The following is a 23,096-nucleotide window of genomic DNA, read 5'->3' as shown; positions in this document are numbered from 1 at the left end:
TAAAATTATGATATCATTCCGCCAAAATATTCACAAATAGGACAAAATTTATGCGCATTCTTATTATAGAAGATGAAGTCACACTGAACAAAATGCTTGCAGAGGGACTAAAGGAGTTTGGTTACCAAAGTGATGTTGTTGAGACTCTCAAAGACGGTGAGTACTATCTTGATATTCGCAACTATGACCTAGTCTTGATGGACTGGATGCTTCCTGATGGAAATAGCATTGATATTATTGGCGACATTAAAGCTAAAACACCAAAAACAGTTGTAGTAGTTTTATCTGCAAGAGATGACAACGAAAGCGAGATAGAGGCTCTTAGAAGCGGTGCTGACGACTACATCAGAAAGCCTTTTGATTTTGATGTTCTTGTTGCTCGCCTAGATGCTCGTCTTCGTTTTGGCGGCAGCAATATTATTGAGATTGAAGATCTTACTATCAATCCTGAAGAGGAAAAAATAACCTATAGAGAGACCGATATAGAGTTAAAAGGTAAGCCTTTTGAAGTTCTTACGCATTTAGCTCGTCATCGTGACCAAATTGTCTCTAAAGAGCAACTGCTTGACGCTATCTGGGAAGAGCCGGAGCTTGTTACTCCAAATGTTATTGAAGTTGCAATTAATCAAATTAGACAAAAAATGGACAAACCTTTAAATATTACTACAATAGAGACTGTTCGCCGTCGCGGCTACCGTTTCTGTTTTCCAAAAGAGATAAATTAACTATTATGTGAAAAGAGTTATCTCTTTTCGCTGTAGCAAAGCTCTCTTAGAAAACTCTCCATGCAATAGATTACAAATTTATATTTTAAAACCTAAATTAGGTTACAATTACAAACTTTAATTAAGTAATAGGTAAAAAATGTTCTCACAAAGAAGTATAAGACAAAGCTTTTTAATTCAGCTTATAATTTCCTCCGTTTCACTTATACTTATCTTCTCCTCAATCTTATATTTCTACATTGAGAGCTCAATTCTTGAAGAGAGACATAAAGAGCTTCTTGTATACGCAAATAACATCTCAAGCAATCAATCCATCTATGGCTCGGAAGTTCCCGCACCAGAAACCTATCTTGGGTTAAGTATTGAAATTATATATCTTAAACAGTCTCTTTTAGATATTGATTTTTTTGAAACTACAAAAGATAATAAATCTTATATTGTTCTCATGCACCCATTTAATTTAGATGAGCTTAGTTACATAAAAATAACAAAAGATATAACACCCACTAGAACTCTGATTGACAAAATTCTTAACTATATCTTTATTATAAACATAGCCGGTTTTTTACTTGTTGTCATTTATGCAATTGCCCTTTCTAAGATGCTCGTTACGCCTGTAAAAACTCTTAGCAACAAACTCTCTAACATGAATGAGTATCTTATGCGCCCGATAAAGACAGAGGAGCTTCCTGAAGAGTTTGAGCCACTTGGAGCTACTATTAATCATCTTATCTCAAGAATACAAAATTTTGTAAAGTATCAAAAAGAGCTCTTTATTGGAACCGCACATGAGCTAAAAACACCGCTTGCAGTTATAAAGCTTAAAAATCAGGTAACGCTTATCAAAAAACGCTCTGCTGAAGAGTATATAGATGCAATAAAAGTTACAAACAAAACTGTAGATGAGATGAATATAATCGTCTCAAACATACTAAACATTGGTCGTCAAGAGGGAATGCAGCTTGAAAAGCCTCAAGAGGTTGATGTTATCGAAGTTTTGAAACAAAAAGCAGATGATTTTAAACTTTTAGCTTCAAACGAAGGTAAAACTCTATATATGAACTTTGAGCCTGATGGCTTTATGGCAATACTTCAAGTTGGACTTTTAAATCAGATAGTGCAAAACTTTCTTCAAAATGCTCTAAAGTTTACTCCAAAAGACAAAAATGTAATCCTGAGAAGCTCCCTGAACAGTTTTGGTCTTTTAATTGAAGTTATAGATGAGGGGTGCGGAATAGATGAGAGTTCAGACTTCTTTGCTCCATTTAAGAGAGAGGGGAACAAATCCGGTGTTGGGCTTGGTCTATTTTTAGCAAAGAGTGCTGCTGATGCACTTGGTGCAAAGATAAGCATAAAAAACAGAACAGATGGCATTTCAGGCACAATCGCAACGCTAAATCTAAACTCAAAGCTCTCATGTATACTCCCGTAAATTTGGTAAAAACCGACAACTATTCTAAAGCTGACTAGAGTTTATAAATATCGTATATTTGTACTTAAGTAAACATTTAACTCTTTTCTGATATAAATCGGGCACATAAAAATATATTATTTTAATATATTTAAATTTGGATTATAACTATAAGGTATTTTAATGGCTTTGATAATAAATGATGAGTGTATTGCGTGTGATGCGTGTCGTGAAGAGTGTCCTACCGTAGCTATTGAAGAGGGAGACCCGATCTACTTCATCGATCCAGATCGTTGTACTGAATGTGTTAGTGTTTATGATGAGCCGGCATGTATATCCGTCTGTCCTGTTGATTGTATTATCCCCGATAAAGACAATGTAGAATCTATTGCAGAGCTTCAGTTCAAATATAAAAATATTTTAGCAGAAGAGTAGAGGTTTGGCAAAAAGAGTAGCGGTCATAGACATAGGTTCTAACTCTGTTAGAATGGTAGTTTATGAGAAAACTTCTCGATTTGCATTTCACATACTTCATGAAGCAAAAAGCAGAGTAAGAATCTCTGAAAACGCCTACCAAAATGGCGGAAATCTTCAAGAAATTCCAATGCAAAGAGCCTTTGATGCTCTTAGGGATTTTCTCACTATTGTCTCATCTTTTAAAGCAAGAAAAACACTCTGTGTTGCAACTTCTGCTCTTAGAGACGCTCCAAATCAAAAAGAGTTTATAAATAGAGTCAGAAATAGTCTTGGCTTGAGCATAAAAGTTATAGATGGGCAAAGAGAAGCCTACCTTGGAGCTGTTGCATGTTCAAACCTACTGCCGCCGCAACAAAATGCCATAAGCGTAGATATCGGCGGTGGTTCAACAGAATTTTCATTTATTAACAGACATGATATAAGCTCAAACATCTCAATAAATCTTGGCACTGTTAGACTCAAAGAGCTTTTTTTCGACAATAATTATATTGAGGGCGCGAAAGATTATATTGACTCACAACTGCTTCAGCTTGATAATATTAATGTCTCAACGGTTATTGGGATTGGCGGAACATTTAGAGCAATATCAAATGCCTTATTGAATAAAAATGCCTACCCAATTGATAAGCTTCATGCTTATGAGCCAAACTATGATGAGTTTCAAATGCTTCTGATAGAAATTATAAAATCTACCGAGGATGAACTAAACAATCTAGGAATTAAAAGCAGTAGATTTGATGTAATAAAACCCGGTGCACTTATACTTCTTAGAATATTTGAAAAATTTAAAATCAGCAAGCTTATTACAAGCGGTGTCGGTGTTAGAGAAGGTGTTTTTTTAACAGACTTGCTTAGAAATTCAAAAGATAGATTTCCTATAAACTACAACACTTCTCTTAGATATATATTAGATGCGCATGTTGACAATCAAACTTATGCAAATCAGCTCTGCAAAGTCTCAAAAACGCTATTTGATTTAACATATGAAGAGCTAAAGATTGAAAAAAAATATCGCTACGAACTAGCAATAGCCGCTAAACTTTGCATGAGCGGAAGCAATATCCACTACTACTCTTATAATAAAAACAGTTACAACCTCATAAAAGAGGCTTTAGAGTTTGGTTTCACTCATGAGCAGATAATTTTAATTGCAACTCTAGCAAAATTTACAAAAAGAAAACTTCCATCATCTTCTCATGTTGATAAATTCAAAGATCTGCTTCCCGATACAAATCAACTAGAGTCCTTAAGCTACCTTCTCTCTTTAGCCGTTGCCCTTTTGAGCCATTACCCTAGAAATATTGACTTTACTCTTAGTTTTGAGAAACAAGAGCTAAAAGTAGAGTCTAAAAATAGTCTATATTTAGCAAAAGAGAGTGTTAAAAAGCTAGAGATGGTGAGAGAAAAAAGCATAGATATCTTATTTCTCTAAAATCTCTGCCCCATTGTAAACTCAAATGTAGATGTTTTATCACCCTCTTCTTCTCCAAGAGGTTTTGAGAACATTAGCTGAATAGGTCCAACCGGAGAGAACCACTCAAGCCCTGCACCGAATCCGCCTCGATTAAGATCTTTTACTAGATAATCACTTCTACTATCTTCAGTTGTTCCTATATAGCCCCAATCAAGATATGTAACTAAACGCATTTTAGCCTTTGGAACAAGTGGAAAACTAAGTTCAAAACTGTTTGATGCGGTAAACTCACCACCGACACGTCTAACGCCGTCATCTTCATCTAAATCTTCTATAGTTGGCGATAGAGAGTATGACTCATACCCTCTAACACTTCCGATACCGCCCATGTAAAATCTCTCTGCTGTTGGAAGGTAACCTGTCTCTTTGACATAGTATAGCCTTGCCTTGTATCTTGCTATAACATCAAATCCAAACCACTCCTCAAGCCCTTTATAGGTTGAGAAGTTTGTTCTACTCTTAACAAACTCGGCATCTCCGCCAATTCCACTTTGCTCAATACTTTGAGAAAGCATAAAACCTTTTCTTGGAAGATAGAAATCATCTGTATTATCAAACTTTGCACTAACCGTAACTGAACTTTTTGAGTAATCTTCAAAGTAAAAAGTATCTAGTGTGGTATCTGTCTCATCAAACTCATAACTATTTTGTGAAAATCCATACCCTATATGTCCGCTAATATATCTTGTAAATCTATGTCCTACTCCTACAATAAAACCATCAGAGAGTACAGTATAATCTTCATACTCGTAATCTGAAGTATAAAGAGAGAAGTTACCGCTAAAATCACTATCGTTTAGTCTCGGGTTAGTTAAGCTAAAAGAGTAGCTTGAAGTAAGTGAAGAGCGTTCTGCTTTGACTCCCACATTTATTCCTGAGCCCCAAACATTTCTATCATCGACTGCGACGCTTACAAGAAGACCACCGTAACTTCCATATCCACCACCTAATTGAATATTACCGGTAGGCGCCTCTTTTACCTTAACAACCAAATCCATAGTCTTACTATCGACTCTTTTTTCTTCAATAGTGTTTCCATCAAAAAAACCAAGTCTTCCAAGCGCATTCCTTGAATCTGAGAGATCTGTCAATGAATACATATCCCCCGGTCCAAGATATAGCTCTCTTCTTATGATTCTATCTAGCGTTCTACTGTTTCCTGCGATAACGACATTTCTTATCTTTACTTTATCTCCAGGCATAATTTTAAAAACGACTTCAACCTCTTTTTTATCTTTATCTTTTTTTAAATCAGGTACTACCTGAACAAAAGCGTAACTCAAATCTGCAATAAGAGTCTTAATCCTTTGAGAATCATCACGAAAAGTCTGAACATTAAAAGGTTTGCCGACCTCTAGTTTTATAAGCTCTCTTATCTTCTCATCTTCAATTACATTCTTTTGCTGATCTATTGTAATAGCGCTGATGTAGTAAACTTCGCCCTCTTTTATCTGGTAGCTTATATCTGCCGTATAGTTATCAAAGTTTACTTTTGCAAACGGCTCTTTTATATCAATATCCAAGTAACCGTGCTGCATATACAAATCACGTATCCGTAGAGGGTCATAAGCTAGCTCGTTTACTTTCATCTTCCCGTCGTTTCTCCCCCAAAACCAGCCCATAAACTCTCTCTCTTTATTTGCTATCATAGAGTCGAAATCATCGCTATCCAAGCCTGAAACTCCACTGTATGCCAACTCTTCTATAATAATCTCTTCACCTTCATTTACTAAAAATGTTATCTTGTAGCTTCCATTGTCCAGAAGCTCTTTTTGAATCTCAACAACGCTGTCAATTTTGCCCTCTTGACTTATCGCTTCTATAATTCTTTTTTTTGCGGCTTCTATTTTTTTCTCATCATAAAGTGCACCGACTTTTATCTGGATAATACTCTCTTTTATCCCTGCATCATTCTCTTTCCAACCCTTAAGCTCTATTTTTGAAATTAGAGGCTTCTCTTTAAAGTGAAATGTTAAGACACCATCTTTTAAAGTAACCCATATATCTTCAAAGTAGCCCTGCTTAAAGTAAGCCTTAATTGACTCATCAAGAACTTTATCATCAATAGTATCACCCACATCAAAATTAAGCATTCTCAATGCTACCGACTCTGACATGTTGACCATGCCCTCATATTTAATAGAATTTATTGTGTATGCGAAGGAGTTTACTGCTAGAAGGATGAATAACACTGCTAAAAATTTTCTCATTGAGTTCCCATGATTATAAAATAAGAGGTGATTTTACCTTTTATGAGGTTAATGTTAAGTAAATCTTGTATAATTTTAAAAATTAAAACAAAGTAATGTAATGAAAGTAGCGATAGTAGGACTAGGACTTATGGGTGGCTCGCTTGCCATAAGTCTAAAAAACCTTGATTTTATAAGCACGGTTGTCGGGAGTGACCACAACAATACTCACTGCCAAGAGGCTTTAAAACTTGGTTTAGTTGATAAAATAGTAGAGTTTGAAGAAATAAAAAACTATGATGTGATTTTTTTAGCTATTCCTGTTGATGGCATAATCTCTGCGCTTTATAATTTAACTGATATAGAAAAAAATACAACAATTATAGACCTTGGAAGTACAAAAGCAAAGATAATTGCCTCTATACCGCCAAGCATAAGAGAAAATTTTGTAGCAGCTCATCCTATGACGGGAACTGAGAACTTTGGACCTCTAGCAGCAATTAAGGATCTTTATCTGGATAAAGCAGTAGTTTTATGTGAGCTTGAGGGCAGCGGGAAGGCTCAAGCCGATACTGCAAAAAAGATATTTAAAGCTTTAGGTATGAAGAGATACTTTATGTCTGCATGTGAGCATGACCGTCATGCAGCTTTTATATCTCATATGCCTCATGCTATCTCCTACTCTCTTGCAAACACCGTTATGAATCAAGAAAACAAAGAAAACATTCTGGCTCTCGCTGCAGGTGGTTTTCGCTCTATGAGTCGTTTGGCAAAGAGTTCTGCAAATATGTGGGAAGATATTTTTAGACAAAACAGAGAAAATCTACTCGAAGCAATAGATCTTTTTGAAAATGAACTAAGCATTCTAAAGAAGCATATAGAGGATGAAGAGTGGGAGAAAGTTCATAAAAACATAGAAGCCGGAAATAGACTTCACGATATTTTGGATTAACTTATCTCATATCTCTTTAGAGTATTTTTTAAAACTTTTTTATCTATCTCTATCTTCTCGCCATGGTAGATGTTTTTCTCCAATGCTTCAACTATCTTAGCTACATCTTTATCCTCTCTAAAAGGAAGAAGTTTAACAAGAAGCACTCTTGGCTCCTTTATTGTGCCGCTTTTAGGCTTTTTTGTTATTGAGAGTGGCTTAAAGAGCATCAACAGCGCACCAAGTATCAAACCTCCTATAAAAACCAATACTAAAGTGAAATTGTCATGCTCCGATTTTTGCGTTAAAGCGACTTTTTGCATAGGCTCGGGCTCTTTTTTAACTTTGAGCTTCTCTTTTGCTTTCTCATTTAGCACATCTATCTCTATCTCTTTTGTAAAAATCTCTTTTATCTCTTTTGTTTTTAAATCAAAATACTTTAGTGAAAAAGATGGGATAATAAAATCTCTCTCAGCTACAAAAACTAGCTTTTGGGTAAGTTTTTTGCCCTCTATGGCAATTTTCTCATCAAATACTGCCACATCTTCCATATCAGGCTTAAAACTTTTTATATCTTCAAGATTTCCATCTCCCTCTATGCTTATAGTGACATTTATAGCTTCGTTTGCCTTAATGCTCCTCTTATCAACAATAGCGCTTATCTTAAAATCTCCGACCAAATTAACACCTGATGGAAGCGGTTTTACGTTAAAAGCAAGCTCATTTGAGAAGTATGTCTTCCATTTTATAGTAGGAATCCAATCCCCCCAACTACTCGCTCTTGAGCCACGTGAAGCTATTCTCATCTGGGCTTTTGGAATTTTTAGCTCGCCTGCTCTTTGCGGTGCTAATGTATAGACTATCTCGGTAATTGTATATTTTGACTCCTGATACCGTTTTGGCTGCGACTCACTTTTAACCCAAAATCCTTTTAACTCAGGCGGAGTAAACTCACTATCAACCGCTTCTGCATCACTTCTTTGTTTAAAAGTTAGCGTTAAGTCAAATGATTCGCCTACATATAGCTCATCTTTACTGCTTTTGAGCTCTAAAACGAAATCCAAATCTTTAGCACCGCTTAGAGGGACAACTTTTACTTCTACCGCATTACTTGACTCTATTTTGCCATCTATCTCAACCTCAACAGGGTTGATAACACAGCTTTTTTGCGGAACAAATTTATAGCTTAGTATGTAGTTTTTATTAATCGCACCGTTTGTTATCTGCATGCTAGTTTGAGAACTAGTAGAGATTACATCGCTGTCACACAATTTGCGTATGTTGGGTCTTGTAATATCTTCGCCTGATATACTAAGCGAGTATGTAACCATCTCGCCTAACTCCACCTCTTTAGGAGTTGCAGTAGCTATAACTCCGGCATGCGCCACACTATACAATAGTAATAATATAGATACCGGTTTAGTAATTGTTCTCATCTTTTGCCTTTATATCCTACCATGGTTTCTCATCCTGATTTTTAGTAGTACCCTCTTCTTCGTTTAACTTGTAGAGATATGTAGAGCTATCACCGCTTAACTCTTTTAACCACTTCATCTGCTCCTCATCGCTCATAATATCTTTTTGCTCTACCTGTGCAGAAGAGCTGTTTTCATCTTTTTTCTGTTTCTCGTCATTATCAGATTTTTCATCTTTAGACTCTTTTTTATCCGGCTCTTTTCTCGCCTCTTTTGAGTCATCTTTTTTATCAGACTCCTCCCTTTTTTCAGACTCCTCTTCTTTCTCCTCTTTCTCATCCCCTTTGTCAGAGCCTTCACTTTTATCTTCTTTTTTGCTCTTATCCTTATCACTTGGCTCTTTATCTTCTTGATTTTCTTGCTCACTATCTTTTGAGTCTCTCTCCTGCTCTTTTAAAAGCTTCTCTACCTCTTGCATATTATCTCTAGTATCTTTATCTTCAAAAATCTCCAAAGAGCTCTTATACGCCTCTAGTGCTTGTTGTAAATCGCCATCTTTTGCATAGGCATTTCCAAGATTAGAGAAGTTTTTTGCTCTTAGCTCCTCTTCTTTGAAGGTCGCTTTTTTATATAACTCTATCGCTTCTTTATATTTTTTATCTTTATAGTATGCGTTAGCGGCATTATAGTAACTTCGCTCATTTGATGAACTTTGTGCATGCTCTTCGTAGAGTTTTGCGGCTTTTTCATACTCGCCGCTCTCATACGCCTCTTTTGCTTTTTTCAAATCCATAAAGTCTAAAACTCCTGCCTCAAGGTGCTGTGAGCTAAAAAGAAAAAATGAGAGCATAAACACAGAGGCTATGTTTTTACTCCTGCTAAGCGAACTCGTAGCAATCAACAAAATAAGAAGTGCCATGCCAAGAGGATAATAAAAGAGCGGTGTATGTCTTTGAATCTCCTCACTTTTTAACTCCTTCTCTTGGCTTACGCTCATTATCTCTTGAAACATTCTCTTAATATCATCGGATGATGTAGTGCTTTGTATATAAACTCCACCTGTTTTTGTTGCCAAATCCGCAATCTTCTCATTTAGTTGTGAGATAATTACCTCGCCGTTATGCTTTATAAGAGTTCCGTCTTGAAGCTTTATAGGTGAGCCTTTTTTTGTTGCAATACCTAGAACAAAAACAACAATATTGTGCTTCTTTGCCAGCTCTATCTCTTTGCTAAAGTCACTCTTGTCTCCACCATCGCTTAAAATAAGAAGATATTTTTTCCCGCTGCTTTTATCTGTCTTACCGAAAACTTCCAAAACAGATAAAAAGTCGGTTCCTTTCTCTGTTATTGAAGATGTATTAAGCTGACGAAGCAAAAATGCCACCGCATTAGTGTCAAAACTAAGAGGAGAGAGAAGATATGAGTTTTTCGCAAATGCAATTATACCTATGCGCTCATTCAAGCTCTCGCCCAAGAGTCTCAGGAGCTTCTGCTTTGATGCTTCAAGCCTGTTTGGATATATATCTGTTGCTAACATGGAGTCGGAGATATCGATGGCAACCATAATGTCCGCACTCTTTGCTTTTACCTCTACCAAGCCATCTTTTATGGCAGGCTGGGCAAGTGCGACTATCATAAAAAAGCCCATAAGTAAAAAGAGAATATTTCTTCTCTTTAGCGTAAGTCTATTTTTTCCGACGCGAAGCCTATCCATAACCTCTTTGCTGAAAAAATCTGCATGCGCCTCCTTTTGTGTAAGTAGTAGAGCAAAGAGGAGAAATAGCGGCGGCAGCATATAGTAAAGAAACTCAGGGTGCAAAAAAGTCATGCATATCCCCTTTTGTTTCTAAGGTATATATACAACATCAAAGATATAAGAGCTATAAAAAGAGGGAAGTGGTAATAGTAGTTAACATGAGTAAAACTCTCCCCTCTTATCTCTGATTTTTCAAGTTTATCTATCCTCTTATAGACCTCTTTTAGCTCATTTGCATTTGAAGCGCTAAATGCGACTCCACCGCTCTTCTCTGCAATCTCTATAAGAACATCTCTGTTGTATTCATGCGGCATTCCTATACCGATTGGATAGACTTTGACACCCTCTTTTTTTGCCATCTCGATTGCTACATCAAGAGGGATCTTATCTATCTCCTTTGTACTGTAACCGTCAGTTAGTAAAATTGCAATCTTTGTCTTTGAATCGCTCATCTGTAAAAGATTTACACCCTGCGCCAAGGATGTGTTGAGTGCCGTATATTTTCCTGCCATTCCTATATATAACTGCGAGAGAATTTTATTTAAAATATCCGCATCATAAGTCGGCGGGGAAGCGATAAAAGAGAACGCTCCAAATACGACTAGTCCGATATTGTCATTTTTTCTCTCTTTTATAAACTCACCTACAATCTCTTTTACAACGTCAAACCTTGTAAGGTAGTGGTTTTGAACGTCAAACCCCTCAGCCTTCATAGACTCTGAGGCATCTAAAATAAGAGCTATCTCATACCCCTCTTTTGGTTCAAGTTCATAAGGCTCATCCTTTACCGGCGACATGAGGGCTATTATCATCATGACAATCCCTAGCCATTTTAGAAAAAATAGTGTTTTTGATGCCGAGACACTGCTCTTTAAAAATCCAGAAGTGTTAGGAAAATAGATAGATGGAAGCTTCATCTTGCAAAATATTGCGCAAAGAATGAAAATGATAATTAGAAGTGATATTTTTGGAAATTCAAAATAGATTCCATCAAACATCAATCATCTCCTTATAAAGTTCTATATAGCCCAAAACCTCCTTACTTAATGTAGAGACCTCTTTTTTATACTTATACTCCTCTAGTCGGTTTGTTAGATTTTCATACATCTCATGATGCCTTGGGCTGTCATCTTTAAATGTCGCACCAAGCATAGTAATGGCATATGCACTCTCTTTTGCATTGCTTAAATCAAGCGAGGACAAAAGCCTGAAGTGCTCTTTGCGTTGATTAAAAGCGTTTCGTTTTTCAAACCACTTATAGATAAGGTAAACTATCCCCGCAATCAAAAGCGCCCCAAGAAAAGCTATCCCTAAAAAATAGTAAAACGAATACTCATTAACCTCAACTATGGGCTTAATATCATGTAGAGGAATATCGTAACTCTGCTCTTTTACCATCTATCTTCCCTCAAAGAGTCTGCGAAGCTCTACGCTTGCAATGGAGTCTGTGTATATTTTTGTAAATCTTATGCCATCACGTCTTAGCACATCAAATAGTCTGTGGTCATGAGCGGCAACCCTCTGGCTGTAGGCTCTCACGCTTGAAGCGTTAAAGTCACCCTCTAACGCCGCGCCACTCTCTGGGTCGACAAGAGATGCAAAACCCATCACGGGCGGATTCTCTTCGAGGCGGTCTCTTACAATTACACTAAGCACCTCATGTTTTCTTGCTAAGAGTCTAAAGTCAGGTATCTCAAAGTAATCGCCTATTATTAAGATAAGTGATTTTCTCTTAAGCCTTTTAAAGAGCGTATCGGAGATAACTTTGAAATCAACTTTTTTATTTATAGCGTCAAACTCTAAAATCTCCTCTACGTTTTTATGGATTTGATGGAGCTTTTTGCTCGGTTTTGTGTGTGATACCATCTCCTCCGTAAAGATGTAAGAGCTTAGCAAGTCACCGTTTTTAAGAGTAGAAAATCCTAAAAGAGCCGCTATTTCGGCAATGCTCTCTTGTTTGAATTTTTTAGAGCCAAAGTGGACACTTCCGTTTAAAATAGAGACGACTACAACATTTAGCTCTCTCTCCTCACGAAATATCTTAATAAATGGTTTTTGCATCTTAGCGGTGATATTCCAGTCGATATGCCTAATATCATCTCCTGGCATATACTCTCTTAGCTCAATGAAGTCATACCCTTCTCCGTGAAAGATTGAGGGGTTGTTTCCGACCATTTCGCTAAAAACTTGGCGTCTGGCACGAACCAAGATTTTTTTTAGTTTGCTCATACTCTTATGCCAAACCTATGGAATTGCTACGGTTTGGAGTACTTTTTTTATAATCTCATCCGTTGTAATACCCTTAGCTTCTGCTTCATAAGTAAGAACAATACGGTGACGCATAAGCTCTTTTGCTATGTAAGCGACATCTACAGGCGTTACAAAATCCTTGCCTCTCATAAAAGCCATGGCTTTTACGGCTTTAAACATATCGATACTCACACGAGGGGATGCTCCAAACTGAATATAATCTTTTATATCATCGAGTCCATACTCACTTGGACTTCTAGTAGCATTTACAAGCTCTATCATGTACTCTTCGACTTGCGGATCTACATGTATATTTTTTACTGCTGTTTTTAACTCCTCTAAGTCATCAGGAGTTATTACACTTTTAATCTCTTGAAAATTGCCGCTTGAGATTCTTCTTGCAATCTCCAACTCCTCAGCTTTTGTGTTGTAGTCAACTACTAGCTTTAGCATAAATCTGTCAAGCTGAGCTTCAGGGAGTTGATAAACCCCCTCTTGCTCAACAGGATTTTGTGTAGCCATAACAAAAAACGGCGGCTCTAACTTAAATGTGGTATCGCCTAGAGTAACCTGCTTCTCCTGCATAACCTCAAGCAGTGCGGATTGAACTTTAGCGGGTGCACGATTTATCTCATCTGCTAAAAGAAGATTTGTAAATATCGGACCTTTTTTTATCTTAAAGCTGTTATTTTGCGGGTCATATATCTCGGCACCGAGTATATCTGATGGAAGCAGGTCGGGAGTAAATTGTGCACGTTTAAAGTTAAGTCCAAGACTTTTTGCAAGTGCATTTACGGTCGTAGTCTTTGCAAGTCCCGGAACACCCTCTATAAGGATGTGCCCCTCACATAAAAGTGCAATAAGAAGAGAGTCAATCATCTTCTCTTGTCCAACTACTACCTTAGAAACCTCTTTTTTAATCAACTCTATTTTAGAAATCATAAGCTCTTTGCCTTATTTATAAATTGTTCAAATTGTAGCAAAACGGCGTTAATGAAAAACAACTCACATCTACCATGCAACGGACTTATTACTGCCTCTCTTTGCAACTATTCGCTCATCCTCCCAATATGCAAGACCTGTCTTAATATCTGTAAGTGACATTTGAAAGTAGTACTCTACTCTTTGAGTCTTTTTGTCAACTCTAATATTTCTCTGAAGAATTTTGCCCGATAGACTCAAATCAGGTGCAACCATGCTCCCTTTACCGGCAACCGTTTTTTGATCAAACTCTACGTTACCTCTTAGCTCTTCTCTTGTCTTCATTGACATTTTATCTTCTGCACCGTCTATTCCAACAGCAGTCGTTACAACTACTTTACCGCTTTGAAGCAGTCCAACACGAATCTTCTTTACTAGCTGATCGGTATCTACATGCTGCATTGTATCATTGATGATACGTGATACAACAAGAACGTAACGAGTACCATCTTTTTTATCTACCGCGCCAGAAGCAAGCAGAGACTCTATCATATCAGTTGCTGCACCTTGAAAATCTCTATAATCAAGCGCCATGACCGCTTCACCTTTGTCATTATCTATATCTATGTTTGTAGTTTTTGTCTCACATCCGCTAAAGATAACTCCAAGAGTTAATAAAACTACTGTCCACTGTATTGTTCGTCGCATATTACTTCCTTATCTGATTTTATATATAGGCGAAACGTAGTCGCTTTTGTATTTGGGGATATTGCATTAATTTGAAACGGCTGATTTGCATAAGCAGGAGTCGTCTTCCACTTTGATAGCAAACTCTCAATTTTAAAACCATCTTTATCAAACCAGACAACCTGATACTCTAGGAGCATATAACTGTTTGATTTGTTCTCTCCACTAACTTGTGCCTGCATGAAACCGTCACTCTTTTTGCGCCCTTTGATATCTGTAACAACTATAGTGCTGCTTCCGCAACTGCTTATAACCTTAACTATCTCATCACTTGGCTCTACGGACTTACTACATCCGCTAAAGAGCAGAACCGCAAAGGCGATAAATCCTATAAATCTCATAAAAACTCCTTAAAATTCTATAACACTCACGCTCGGTTTTGAAGTCGCTGCGGGTATTTTAACATAAACTATAGAGTGCTTTGCCTCTTTGTCTATCTCTACATCTATGATGTGTGCTCCGGTTTTTAACTGAAGTTTATTGCTACTAGGTATTTTAACTCTTGTTACCTGAAAATCCTTTGGCAAACTCCTCCAACTCCTGATATCAGCACGATTTGTTAAGAGTTGAAACGCCGCTGTTGCCAAACCAAGATATGGATTATCATCTTTGGCCTCATACTGCATGTATGTCTTTAGTGCCGCAGATAATATAGCGCGAGTTAAAATATCATTATATGAATAATTAAACTCACTGATTATTACACTCTCCATGTCAGCAACAACAGATGTTTTTGCAAGAACTCTCCCCTCAGAGAGAAGTGTAATAGCGTCCGTTGCCCTTGAGCCACGTTTAAGTCTAGGTAGAGCAATACCTGTATATATAACTTTGTTTGATGCTAAAAAAATAGGTATGTTTACACTAAACTCTGTCTTTGCAGGACTTAATCCGTTCTCATAAATAACCCAGACATATCTCTCTTTTATAGCTCTACCCTCAAGTGCATACTCAACCATCTCAAAATCACTCTCTGCCGTTTTGTTCTGCGGAACCATTCCATGTACCTCTTTTAGAAGCGATGACGCTTTTGCGTAATCACCATCAATGATAAAAAAGAGTCCTGCTAAATAGGTGGTAAATGGATTTATAAACTCGGGATAAGCTTCAAACTGCTCAAGAGATGAGTAGTTTTGTGCAATAATACTTTTAACACTTGAGTTATTTAGAGTTTTATCAATGGGTTGTTTTTTTTCACTTTTTTTCTTTGCTATTGCATCTTTCTCTTTTGCAATCAACTCTGCATATGTCTCTTTTGCGCGGCGTTGACGATCAACAGCACGGTTTAGCTCAACACGTGCTTTTTCAAACTCCCCTAGAGCCATATAATCAATCGATTTATATGTATTTACCATGATGGACTCTGTGATAGAGGCTTGATAATCTCTTGCCGCATCATTGAGCATTACTCCAGTAAAATAATCACTTGTATTGGATGCCAAACTCTTTTCATGATGCTCTTTTATAATATCCTCTGCTTCATCAAGCATCTTAAGACTACTGCTATAATCTTTTGCAAAGAGGTAGCTATTTCCGGCTTGAAGTGTTGGAAGAAGATTTGAAACATCAACTCCGGATTTGCTGCTTTTATCTTTTATTGCCGTCTCTGCAGAGACTCTATATTCGCCGGCGACAAATTTTTTATGGCTTTGCTCATAGCTCGTAATATCAACTCCTATAGAGCTTGCAAGATTAGCCATACATCCACTAAAGAGCAGAGATGAAAAAACAAGAAGCGTTAAATATAAATTCTTAAACATATTAATTGCGTACCTCATCTTTGCCGACAATCCATACATAAAGCTCACAACTCTTTGGATCTAGCCATATATCCTTTTGCTCTGTGGGGGTTGATTTTGCTGCACTTTTTATAAGTGTTGAGGATTCAAACAGCTCTGTTTGGATATCCTCATTTACTATTTTTAGCAGTTCATGTTCGGACTCTATACGCATTTTTTGCTCTTTTAAAAAAGATGCTTTTGCCAGAGAGTATGCTACTCTTATCTGCTCCCTTAGAGTCATCCCCTCCTCTTTTTCAGCAATTCCTACCGAGCCTAATACTCCACCTTGATTTGGTCTAAAAAACCAAACGGGTTTACCTTGAAAAAGAGCACTTTTGGTGCTTATTGTCTCAAGAATCTCTTTTTGGTAACACCTACTCTTCATCAGCTCATCTTTTTCATATGGGCGAGCTAACAGTGCAGGAAGTGACTCTGTGCTCTGTTTTACACTAGAAGCTAAGCCCAATCTTCTTTCAATTTTCTCTTTTGGACTCTCCACTAAAATATAGAGCTTTTTTTGCGAATCAAAAAACGCGTCAACTTGCCGTACGTCACTCAAATAGACATCACTTAGCGCAACAATCTTATCACTAAAGCTGCTTGAAATTTCGCTGTTACTTACTCTTAGTTCGTTTTGCAGGGAGGAGGAGATATATGAGCGTATATTATGTGCTAGTTGACTTTTTGCACTATTTAGCGCTGCTGCTCTTTGCGTATAAACGCCCTGAAAATTAACCTTGCTTGTGCCTACCGCCTGAGTTAAGGAGTGGTTATTTACCCAGTACGGCAACTGCTCCGGCTCATCTGGCTTCACGGCAAGTGAGCATCCCGTTACAGAGTAGAGCAAAAAGAGTAAAAAAAAGCCATTTGCAAAACTTCTCATCTACTCTTCTCTATAGAGTGTTCCTTTTGCAACTTCTCTCTCCTGTTCATCAAACTGAGTAAAAAGTGATTGCGTATCATTTATTTTCTTTAAAACGACGAAGGCTCTATCTGTACATCTCTCATATCCATAGGTGAGTTTCTGCTGAAATTTAACCATTGTCGGAGTCTTCTCTTTAGTAATTAAATCCCCGCCACAATTTGAAGCAACATAGTTTATAGTAGCCTCTCCGGAGGAGGTTATCTTTATGATAACATCACTACTGCCACCGCCGCTTCTCATTATAAAACCACTCCAAAGCCCGTAAAAACTACGTTTGAGTCTCCCTATCTTCTCATCTGCATCATCTATGCTAAACTCTCTATCCTCTACTATTTTTGGTCTATTTTGTAAATCCTCATCTGTTGCATAAGCCTCAATACTCACGACTATATCACCGAAATTCTCGCCGTTAGAGAACTTTGGCTCTCCCTTTATGCGAACTACTCCGCCTGATTGCTCACGCACTACATCATCTAAGACTTTACCGTTAAACATTATAGTCTCGGAGATTAAGGTCTCCCCGTAAATCTCCTTTGCCGCTGCCTTCTTTGCCTCCTCAAGAGCTATCTCTTTGACTTGTAAAAACGTCATCTGCGGATATAACATCTGATTTATCGTAACGGTTTTTACTACTGTTTTACCTGCAAAAACAGAAGCTAAAAAAAATGTAGTAATTATAAAAAAATATTTCACTCAAAATCCCTGTTATTTACTTATCTAAGTAATTTTAGTTAAAAAAGAGTTAATCCAATATTAAGCTCTTAGCACCCTTTAGAGAAACAATTTTCTTTGCTTCAATATCAAAAACTATCTTCTCATACTTCTTTGAGTCTTTTAAGATTAAAATTATCATCAACTCATCGAGTGATTTTGCACTCTTTACTCTTTGCATAAACTCCTCATCACTATTTTTCTTCGGAGCTATCTTTTTAAACTCTACCTTTGCCATTAAAAATCCTGCGATAAAGACTAAGACATAGTAGAGGTAACTATAATCAAACTCAAACTCCTTCTTTGGCACATCATCTAAAAGTTCCTCCTTTGAGTACCCTTTTGCAACACTTACCTCACTATCTTTAAGCACTAAACTCTCTATCTTCTGCTCATGTAGATTAAAGTACTCTATATTAATCTGCGGGATTTTAAAATCTTTATCGCCTACAAATGCAAATTTTTGACTCCACTCTCCATGATAGCCGCCTTCAGTTAGAGTCTGATTTAAAACTACCTCTTCTGCAAAAACCCTAACACCATCTATGTTAAATTCAATAGGTTTTATGGCTTCAAAATTGCCGTCTCCTTTGATTGTTATCTGCATATGATAAGGCTCGTATGCCTTTACTTCAGGTCTGTTCTTCTTCTCTTGTATTGTAAAATTACCGACAATCTGTGTGTTTGTCTCCTTGATATCAACATTTAGAGTTTTTTGCCTAAATATCTCTTTTGTAAAATCCTCTTTTTGAACATTATCTCTACCAATTACAGTATTTTCTATAGACTCTTTGGTTGTTTTTTTCATGATAGCTTCAAAGTCAAACTCTATTTTTCCGGCTTCTTTGGCAAATGCTACAAACTCATAGCTGTTAACCCTTTTGCCTTCTACTATATGCTCACTCTGTCTTAAATTTTTAAGAGTATATTTTTCATACTCTCCGGCAGGATTAAACTCAATAGTATAAAGCTCCGATGCGTTAGTAAAACTACACACATACTTGAGATGTATAGCCTCTTGAACAAAAGCCTCTGTTTTGTTTGATGCCCCGCTCCATGTATATGTTGAAGCAAAAACCTCTACATGTAAAAGAGTAAAAATTGTTAAAAAAATTCTACCAAGGTCTCTTCTCATCTACACTCCTCTTGTTGATTAACTCATACTGTCTTGAACTTAGTTTTGCTTTGCCGCCATCTAGATTTATTCGGTTTTGAGATTTTGTCTTCTTGCCCTCATCATCCGCACCGCTACTAGCCGCTGCACTTACTTGCATATTTGAGCCACCACCCTCTTTTTGCTTCTTGCTCTGCTCTTTTTTGGCTAACGCCGATTTATCTTTGCTCTGCTGTTGTCCTGTGCTCATCTCTTTTTTCTCCCCGGCGTCGCGGATAAACTCTAGATTTTCATCCGCTTCTTTGGAGTACATGAGCGTTAAAGATTTTATATATGCTTCTCTTGCTTTTTCAAACTGCTGGAGTCTGACTAATGAGTTGCCTATATTATAGTAGATTATAGATTTAGTCTCAGCGTCACCTGACTTTACCATCTCAAAATTTTGAAGTGCACTTTCATACTTACCGCTTCTATAGAACTCTGTCGCTTTATTAAAAAACTCCATATTTTGGCTCGCACTCAAATGTACTCCAAAGAGAAGAAAAAATGCTACTACATATCTCTTTAGTGTGGTTACACTCACTAAAAAAGTGATAATAGCTAATGCCACAAAGTAGTAAAAGAGTTCAAGATTTCTCATAATAGTCGTTTTACTCTCTTTATCTTTGCTTCTTTGCGCATCAAGTGCCTCAAGCAAATCATCAAAATCTTTTGTATAAATTCCGCCCGTAGCATCTGATATCTCTTTACTTGCACTGTTTTGGCGACTTACGACTATATCTCCTAGTTCATCTTTTAACAGCTCGCCACTCTTAAGCCTTAGAGTTGAACCGCTTGCAGATGCCGTCATAAAAATATTTACAATCAAGGAGTTCTCTTTTGCAAAGATGCTCTCAGCCTCGTAACTAAGCTCATCTCCGCCATCGCTAAAGAGTACGACTGTGGCTGTTTTTGAGTTAGACATCTTTCGTGAGAGTTTAAGAGCCGACATGATAGAGCTTCCCTGCGTGATAATATAGTTCTCATCCAAAGAGCCAAAGAGATGAAGCAAAAGCTCCTTATCCTCGGTAAGAGGAGAGAGAACAACTGCATTGGTAGTAAACCCAAGAACACCGAAGCGACTCTGCTGCTGCGCCTCTACAAGCTTTTTGAGCATCTCTTTTGCATAGGATAATCTTGTAGGCTTTAAGTCACTTCCCTGCATCGAAAAAGAGAGGTCAACGCCGATTATAACGTCACTTAGTATCTGCTTTGACTCTATTGGTTCTTGCTCTATAACCGGTCTAGCAAGGGCTACGATAATAAAAAGTGATGTCAATATATAACCATATACGCTAACCCTAAACTCTCTTATATCCCTTTTTATAAACAGAGGTAAAAGCAGCAGCGTAAGCCAGAGATATTGCGGGTACAAAAGGCTCATTTTCTTACCTCTTTAAATAGTAAAAAAAGTAACAAAAAGAGTGCAAGAAGCAAGGGGGCAAAATAGTAATAATCCTTCAGAAGATACTCCCTGCTCTTTATCTTAGAAGACTCTAGCTCATCAATCTTCTCATAAATCTCTTGAAGCTCTTTTGCCGACTCAGCATAAAAAAACTCTCCGCCGCTCTCATGGGCTATCTTTTGCAAAAGTGCCTCATCCGCTTCGCCTCTGTTGCCCATGCCGATTGTATATATCTTTATCTGCTCATCTTTTGCAAGTTTTATGGCATCTTTTGGAGATATATCTCCGCTGTTGTGCTCCCCATCTGTTAAGAGTATAATTATCTTGCTTTTGGCACGTGAGTGTTTAAATGCACGCACTCCCATGGCTATGCCTTCGCCTATTGCCGTATTTTGCCCCGCCATTCCATGCGTTAAGTAGTTAAGCATCTCAACGACTATCTCTTTTTCATAAGTTATAGGAGAGGCTATAAAAGCAAAATCCCCATATAGGACAACTCCGACATTGTCGCTCTCTCTTTTTTGTATAAAATCAGCGGCAATAAGCTTCGTAAGCTCAAAACGAGAAAGCCTCTCGCCTTTGCTTATCTCATCTTGAGTATCAAAACCAGACGCATTCATCGAGCCACTGCCATCGATTGAGATAACAATATCTTTTCCGTGCCTATTTAGCGGATTTATCTTATCAATTACTATCGGAGAAGCAAGAGCCGTGCAAAGCAGTATAAATATAATAATCTTTATAAGCCGCTCAAGCTTTATAAAGCTCTTTTTTGCGGATAAAAAATGCAAATGAACAAAAAATATAGGTTTTATCTGCTCCCTACATCTATACATGCAGTATAAAATAGGAATTAACAGCAGGATAAAATATGCATATTCAAAGCTAAAATAATTCATTGATTGTATTCTAGCAAAAAATTTTCAAATTTAAACTCTTTTTTCTTGACATGCAAGTTCTATTTGCCTATAATTCGCGTCCACAAACAATAGGTTTGAGGTTAAAGATGTCTTGTTAGCTCAGCTGGTAGAGCACGTCACTTTTAATGATGTGGCCGATGGTTCGAATCCATCACAGGACACCATTTTTTTGTTTATTTGCACTTTTAGTTTTATGCTTCGCTCAAAACTTCGGCACAACTAAATCAAAAACCAACTAAAGAGTGGCCCCGTCGTCTAGCGGTCAGGATCCATGGTTTTCATCCATGTTACAGGAGTTCGATTCTCCTCGGGGTCACCACTTAAACATCTCTCTTTATAAACTCAATTAGCTTAACATTACAACAACTTATCTAGATATAATATCTTTAAAATATTAACGCTATAATCACGTTATAATAATAAAAATAACTCCACAAAGAATATATCTTAATGAACAAAAAAAACTTAAAGTACCTACTCTTTTTTATCTCTTTGAGCACAACAGCTCTTTTAATCTCTTACTATCAGATAAAAAATCACGAAAAAGAAGTATTAAAGCAAGAACAAGAGATGCTAAACATAACCTATAACACTATTATTAAGGCCTACAAAGCGTACTCTGAGATATTTCTTACTACCAAGATAAATGTAGCAGAAGTTTATGCGTTGATGAAAAAAGCAAATAGCACGAATATCGGAGAGAAAAACAGCGCACGTGGAGAGCTATACTCCCTTCTTTTTGACAGCTACAACTCTATGAAAATCTTTAAAATAAAACAGCTTCATTTTCATCTGCCAAACAATGAGAGTTTTTTAAGATTTCACAAAGTAGATAAATATGGAGACAATCTTGAGGGCGTGCGAGATACCGTTGCGTATGTAAACAGATATAAAGAGCCTATTTCAGGCTTTGAAGAGGGAAAAATTTACAATGGCTATAGATTTGTTTACCCAGTTATTGATGGGGATAAGCATTATGGAAGTGTTGAGATTTCTATCTCTATGCAAGATATAGTTCAGCATTTAAAGAATGAAGCTACTGCTGATGTTGAGTTTATCATTAAAAAAGATATAGTTGAGAAAAAAGTTTTTGACAATGAAAAGACAAATTACACACAGAGCAACATTAGCAGTGACTACTATTATGAGAAAAGCATTTCACAAGATGGCAATGAGCTTATTGAAAAATTAACCGCAAACTACTCAGAGTTAAAAGAGAGTATCTCTAAGGGTATAGGGTTTAATTTCTTTTCATGCCTTGATGATAAGTTCTATATGACTACATTTATCCCCATTATCAACAAATACTCAAACCGACATGTAGCGTACATTATTGCAAGTCGCCCAAACCCTTCCCTTGAGTATATGTTTAAAAAAGATATACTCATTAATATACTTACAATACTTCTCTTTGCTCTACTGACATACTTCTACTACAAGATTCAAAAAAAGAGTCAAAAACTTCAAAAAAGCAATAACGCGCTAAAGAGCATAAAACGTCTTGCAAAACTCGGTTTTTGGGAGTTTGATGCAGAGAGCAAGAAGCTGACATGGAGCGATGAAATATACGATATCTTCAATCTTGAGCAGCAATCCATTACGCCTACTTTTGATATCTTTTTAAGCTATGTTCATCCTGATGACAAAGAAATGTTAAAAAATGTATTCTCAGACTCTATAAAGACAAAAAGCGACTACCAAATCCAACACAGAGTTGTAAGACCGGATAACTCTATACTCCATGTAAACGAGATCGGTTATCACTCCTACAATGAAAAAGGCGAACATACACATACAGTAGGAACAGTTCATGATGTAACCAATATTGTTGAGTATGAAGAGAAAATCTGCTCTATAAAAAATGAGCTCCAATCAATTGTCAACCATATCCCCAGCATTATGTTTAGA

At 37.0% G+C, this 23,096-nt stretch carries 21 protein-coding genes and 2 tRNA genes; 8 read left to right on the top strand and 15 right to left on the bottom strand.

Annotated elements, in window-relative coordinates; translation table 11 throughout:
- The first annotated feature begins 50 nt into the window (after positions 1 to 50).
- From hsrA to M0Q20_RS04690, 4 genes are all read left to right on the top strand, one after another.
- Positions 51 to 725 (top strand): homeostatic response regulator transcription factor HsrA, encoded by a 675-nt coding sequence (gene hsrA / locus M0Q20_RS04705; protein WP_295059013.1) that lies wholly within the window; start codon positions 51 to 53, stop codon positions 723 to 725.
- Positions 726 to 864: 139 nt separating this feature from the next.
- Complete coding sequence (locus tag M0Q20_RS04700) at positions 865 to 2,157, top strand: HAMP domain-containing sensor histidine kinase (protein ID WP_295059012.1); 1,293 nt, start codon at positions 865 to 867, stop codon at positions 2,155 to 2,157.
- A gap of 162 nt (positions 2,158 to 2,319) precedes the next feature.
- Positions 2,320 to 2,571 carry a YfhL family 4Fe-4S dicluster ferredoxin gene (locus M0Q20_RS04695; protein ID WP_295059011.1) on the top strand — a complete coding sequence of 84 codons (252 nt, stop codon included), beginning with the start codon at positions 2,320 to 2,322 and terminating at the stop codon, positions 2,569 to 2,571.
- A 4-nt stretch (positions 2,572 to 2,575) separates the two neighbouring features.
- Positions 2,576 to 4,045, top strand: a complete 1,470-nt coding sequence (locus M0Q20_RS04690; RefSeq protein ID WP_295059010.1) for a Ppx/GppA phosphatase family protein — start codon at positions 2,576 to 2,578, stop codon at positions 4,043 to 4,045.
- On the opposite strand, the gene bamA is transcribed toward M0Q20_RS04690, so the two are convergent.
- Positions 4,042 to 6,297 carry an outer membrane protein assembly factor BamA gene (bamA, locus tag M0Q20_RS04685; protein ID WP_295059009.1) on the bottom strand — a complete coding sequence of 752 codons (2,256 nt, stop codon included), beginning with the start codon at positions 6,295 to 6,297 and terminating at the stop codon, positions 4,042 to 4,044. The genes M0Q20_RS04690 and bamA overlap by 4 nt on opposite strands.
- Positions 6,298 to 6,397: 100 nt before the next feature.
- Between bamA and M0Q20_RS04680 the strand changes: the two genes are divergently transcribed.
- A complete protein-coding gene (locus M0Q20_RS04680; RefSeq protein ID WP_295059008.1) occupies positions 6,398 to 7,228 on the top strand; it encodes a prephenate dehydrogenase in 831 nt (276 codons plus the stop codon).
- Here M0Q20_RS04680 and M0Q20_RS04675 read toward each other — a convergent pair.
- The 14 genes from M0Q20_RS04675 to M0Q20_RS04610 form a co-directional block, all read right to left on the bottom strand.
- A complete protein-coding gene (locus M0Q20_RS04675) occupies positions 7,225 to 8,643 on the bottom strand; it encodes a BatD family protein (protein WP_295059007.1) in 1,419 nt (472 codons plus the stop codon). The two genes, M0Q20_RS04680 and M0Q20_RS04675, sit on opposite strands and share 4 nt — an antisense overlap.
- Before the next feature lie 16 nt (positions 8,644 to 8,659).
- Complete coding sequence (locus M0Q20_RS04670) at positions 8,660 to 10,450, bottom strand: VWA domain-containing protein (RefSeq protein ID WP_295059006.1); 1,791 nt, start codon at positions 10,448 to 10,450, stop codon at positions 8,660 to 8,662.
- Positions 10,447 to 11,376 carry a VWA domain-containing protein gene (locus M0Q20_RS04665; RefSeq protein WP_295059005.1) on the bottom strand — a complete coding sequence of 310 codons (930 nt, stop codon included), beginning with the start codon at positions 11,374 to 11,376 and terminating at the stop codon, positions 10,447 to 10,449. Before M0Q20_RS04665 ends, M0Q20_RS04670 begins: the two co-directional genes overlap by 4 nt.
- Positions 11,369 to 11,776, bottom strand: a complete 408-nt coding sequence (locus tag M0Q20_RS04660) for a hypothetical protein (RefSeq protein ID WP_295059004.1) — start codon at positions 11,774 to 11,776, stop codon at positions 11,369 to 11,371. The genes M0Q20_RS04665 and M0Q20_RS04660 overlap by 8 nt, the downstream gene beginning before the upstream one ends.
- Positions 11,777 to 12,607, bottom strand: coding sequence for a DUF58 domain-containing protein (locus M0Q20_RS04655; protein ID WP_295059003.1), 831 nt, complete (start codon positions 12,605 to 12,607; stop codon positions 11,777 to 11,779). It abuts the gene before it with no gap.
- Between the two features lie 15 nt (positions 12,608 to 12,622).
- On the bottom strand, positions 12,623 to 13,570 hold the full coding sequence (locus M0Q20_RS04650) for a MoxR family ATPase (RefSeq protein WP_295059002.1): 948 nt from the start codon (positions 13,568 to 13,570) through the stop codon (positions 12,623 to 12,625).
- A gap of 69 nt (positions 13,571 to 13,639) precedes the next feature.
- Positions 13,640 to 14,257 carry a penicillin-binding protein activator LpoB gene (gene lpoB, locus M0Q20_RS04645; RefSeq protein WP_295059001.1) on the bottom strand — a complete coding sequence of 206 codons (618 nt, stop codon included), beginning with the start codon at positions 14,255 to 14,257 and terminating at the stop codon, positions 13,640 to 13,642.
- Positions 14,230 to 14,637: a YcfL family protein gene (locus M0Q20_RS04640; RefSeq protein WP_295059000.1), complete on the bottom strand. Its 408-nt coding sequence runs from the start codon at positions 14,635 to 14,637 to the stop codon at positions 14,230 to 14,232. The genes lpoB and M0Q20_RS04640 overlap by 28 nt, the downstream gene beginning before the upstream one ends.
- Before the next feature lie 9 nt (positions 14,638 to 14,646).
- Complete coding sequence (locus M0Q20_RS04635) at positions 14,647 to 16,053, bottom strand: hypothetical protein (protein WP_295058999.1); 1,407 nt, start codon at positions 16,051 to 16,053, stop codon at positions 14,647 to 14,649.
- A gap of 1 nt (position 16,054) precedes the next feature.
- Positions 16,055 to 16,957, bottom strand: coding sequence for a hypothetical protein (locus tag M0Q20_RS04630; protein ID WP_295058998.1), 903 nt, complete (start codon positions 16,955 to 16,957; stop codon positions 16,055 to 16,057).
- A complete protein-coding gene (locus M0Q20_RS04625) occupies positions 16,958 to 17,692 on the bottom strand; it encodes a hypothetical protein (RefSeq protein ID WP_295058997.1) in 735 nt (244 codons plus the stop codon). It lies immediately after the preceding gene.
- A gap of 49 nt (positions 17,693 to 17,741) precedes the next feature.
- Complete coding sequence (locus M0Q20_RS04620) at positions 17,742 to 18,845, bottom strand: hypothetical protein (protein ID WP_295058996.1); 1,104 nt, start codon at positions 18,843 to 18,845, stop codon at positions 17,742 to 17,744.
- A complete protein-coding gene (locus M0Q20_RS04615) occupies positions 18,826 to 20,247 on the bottom strand; it encodes a VWA domain-containing protein (protein ID WP_295058995.1) in 1,422 nt (473 codons plus the stop codon). The genes M0Q20_RS04620 and M0Q20_RS04615 overlap by 20 nt, the downstream gene beginning before the upstream one ends.
- Positions 20,244 to 21,167, bottom strand: coding sequence for a VWA domain-containing protein (locus M0Q20_RS04610; RefSeq protein ID WP_295058994.1), 924 nt, complete (start codon positions 21,165 to 21,167; stop codon positions 20,244 to 20,246). Before M0Q20_RS04610 ends, M0Q20_RS04615 begins: the two co-directional genes overlap by 4 nt.
- Positions 21,168 to 21,276: 109 nt before the next feature.
- On the opposite strand from M0Q20_RS04610, the gene M0Q20_RS04605 reads away from it, so the two are divergent.
- The 3 genes from M0Q20_RS04605 to M0Q20_RS04595 form a co-directional block, all read left to right on the top strand.
- Positions 21,277 to 21,352: transfer RNA gene (locus tag M0Q20_RS04605), tRNA-Lys, on the top strand.
- 80 nt (positions 21,353 to 21,432) lie between these two features.
- A tRNA-Glu gene (locus tag M0Q20_RS04600) sits at positions 21,433 to 21,507 on the top strand.
- Between the two features lie 131 nt (positions 21,508 to 21,638).
- Positions 21,639 to 23,096: PAS domain-containing protein (locus M0Q20_RS04595; protein WP_295058993.1), on the top strand; the 1,458-nt coding region annotated here is incomplete at its 3' end.

The organism is Sulfurimonas sp. (assembly GCF_023229025.1).
Classification (GTDB): domain Bacteria; phylum Campylobacterota; class Campylobacteria; order Campylobacterales; family Sulfurimonadaceae; genus Sulfurimonas.
Note: the sequence above shows the minus strand (reverse complement) of the source record. Positions and strands in the feature narration are given on the sequence as shown.

What these genes read in the sequence shown, in the direction of transcription:
- hsrA (WP_295059013.1), top strand. Translation starts at nt 51, where the DNA reads ATGCGCATTCTTATTATAGAAGATGAAGTCACACTGAACAAAATGCTT.
- M0Q20_RS04700 (WP_295059012.1), top strand. Translation starts at nt 865, where the DNA reads ATGTTCTCACAAAGAAGTATAAGACAAAGCTTTTTAATTCAGCTTATA.
- M0Q20_RS04695 (WP_295059011.1), top strand. Translation starts at nt 2,320, where the DNA reads ATGGCTTTGATAATAAATGATGAGTGTATTGCGTGTGATGCGTGTCGT.
- bamA (WP_295059009.1), bottom strand. Translation starts at nt 6,297, where the DNA reads ATGAGAAAATTTTTAGCAGTGTTATTCATCCTTCTAGCAGTAAACTCC.
- M0Q20_RS04680 (WP_295059008.1), top strand. Translation starts at nt 6,398, where the DNA reads ATGAAAGTAGCGATAGTAGGACTAGGACTTATGGGTGGCTCGCTTGCC.
- M0Q20_RS04675 (WP_295059007.1), bottom strand. Translation starts at nt 8,643, where the DNA reads ATGAGAACAATTACTAAACCGGTATCTATATTATTACTATTGTATAGT.
- M0Q20_RS04670 (WP_295059006.1), bottom strand. Translation starts at nt 10,450, where the DNA reads ATGACTTTTTTGCACCCTGAGTTTCTTTACTATATGCTGCCGCCGCTA.
- M0Q20_RS04665 (WP_295059005.1), bottom strand. Translation starts at nt 11,376, where the DNA reads ATGTTTGATGGAATCTATTTTGAATTTCCAAAAATATCACTTCTAATT.
- M0Q20_RS04660 (WP_295059004.1), bottom strand. Translation starts at nt 11,776, where the DNA reads ATGGTAAAAGAGCAGAGTTACGATATTCCTCTACATGATATTAAGCCC.
- M0Q20_RS04655 (WP_295059003.1), bottom strand. Translation starts at nt 12,607, where the DNA reads ATGAGCAAACTAAAAAAAATCTTGGTTCGTGCCAGACGCCAAGTTTTT.
- M0Q20_RS04650 (WP_295059002.1), bottom strand. Translation starts at nt 13,570, where the DNA reads ATGATTTCTAAAATAGAGTTGATTAAAAAAGAGGTTTCTAAGGTAGTA.
- lpoB (WP_295059001.1), bottom strand. Translation starts at nt 14,257, where the DNA reads ATGCGACGAACAATACAGTGGACAGTAGTTTTATTAACTCTTGGAGTT.
- M0Q20_RS04640 (WP_295059000.1), bottom strand. Translation starts at nt 14,637, where the DNA reads ATGAGATTTATAGGATTTATCGCCTTTGCGGTTCTGCTCTTTAGCGGA.
- M0Q20_RS04635 (WP_295058999.1), bottom strand. Translation starts at nt 16,053, where the DNA reads ATGTTTAAGAATTTATATTTAACGCTTCTTGTTTTTTCATCTCTGCTC.
- M0Q20_RS04630 (WP_295058998.1), bottom strand. Translation starts at nt 16,957, where the DNA reads ATGAGAAGTTTTGCAAATGGCTTTTTTTTACTCTTTTTGCTCTACTCT.
- M0Q20_RS04620 (WP_295058996.1), bottom strand. Translation starts at nt 18,845, where the DNA reads ATGAGAAGAGACCTTGGTAGAATTTTTTTAACAATTTTTACTCTTTTA.
- M0Q20_RS04615 (WP_295058995.1), bottom strand. Translation starts at nt 20,247, where the DNA reads ATGAGCCTTTTGTACCCGCAATATCTCTGGCTTACGCTGCTGCTTTTA.
- M0Q20_RS04610 (WP_295058994.1), bottom strand. Translation starts at nt 21,167, where the DNA reads ATGAATTATTTTAGCTTTGAATATGCATATTTTATCCTGCTGTTAATT.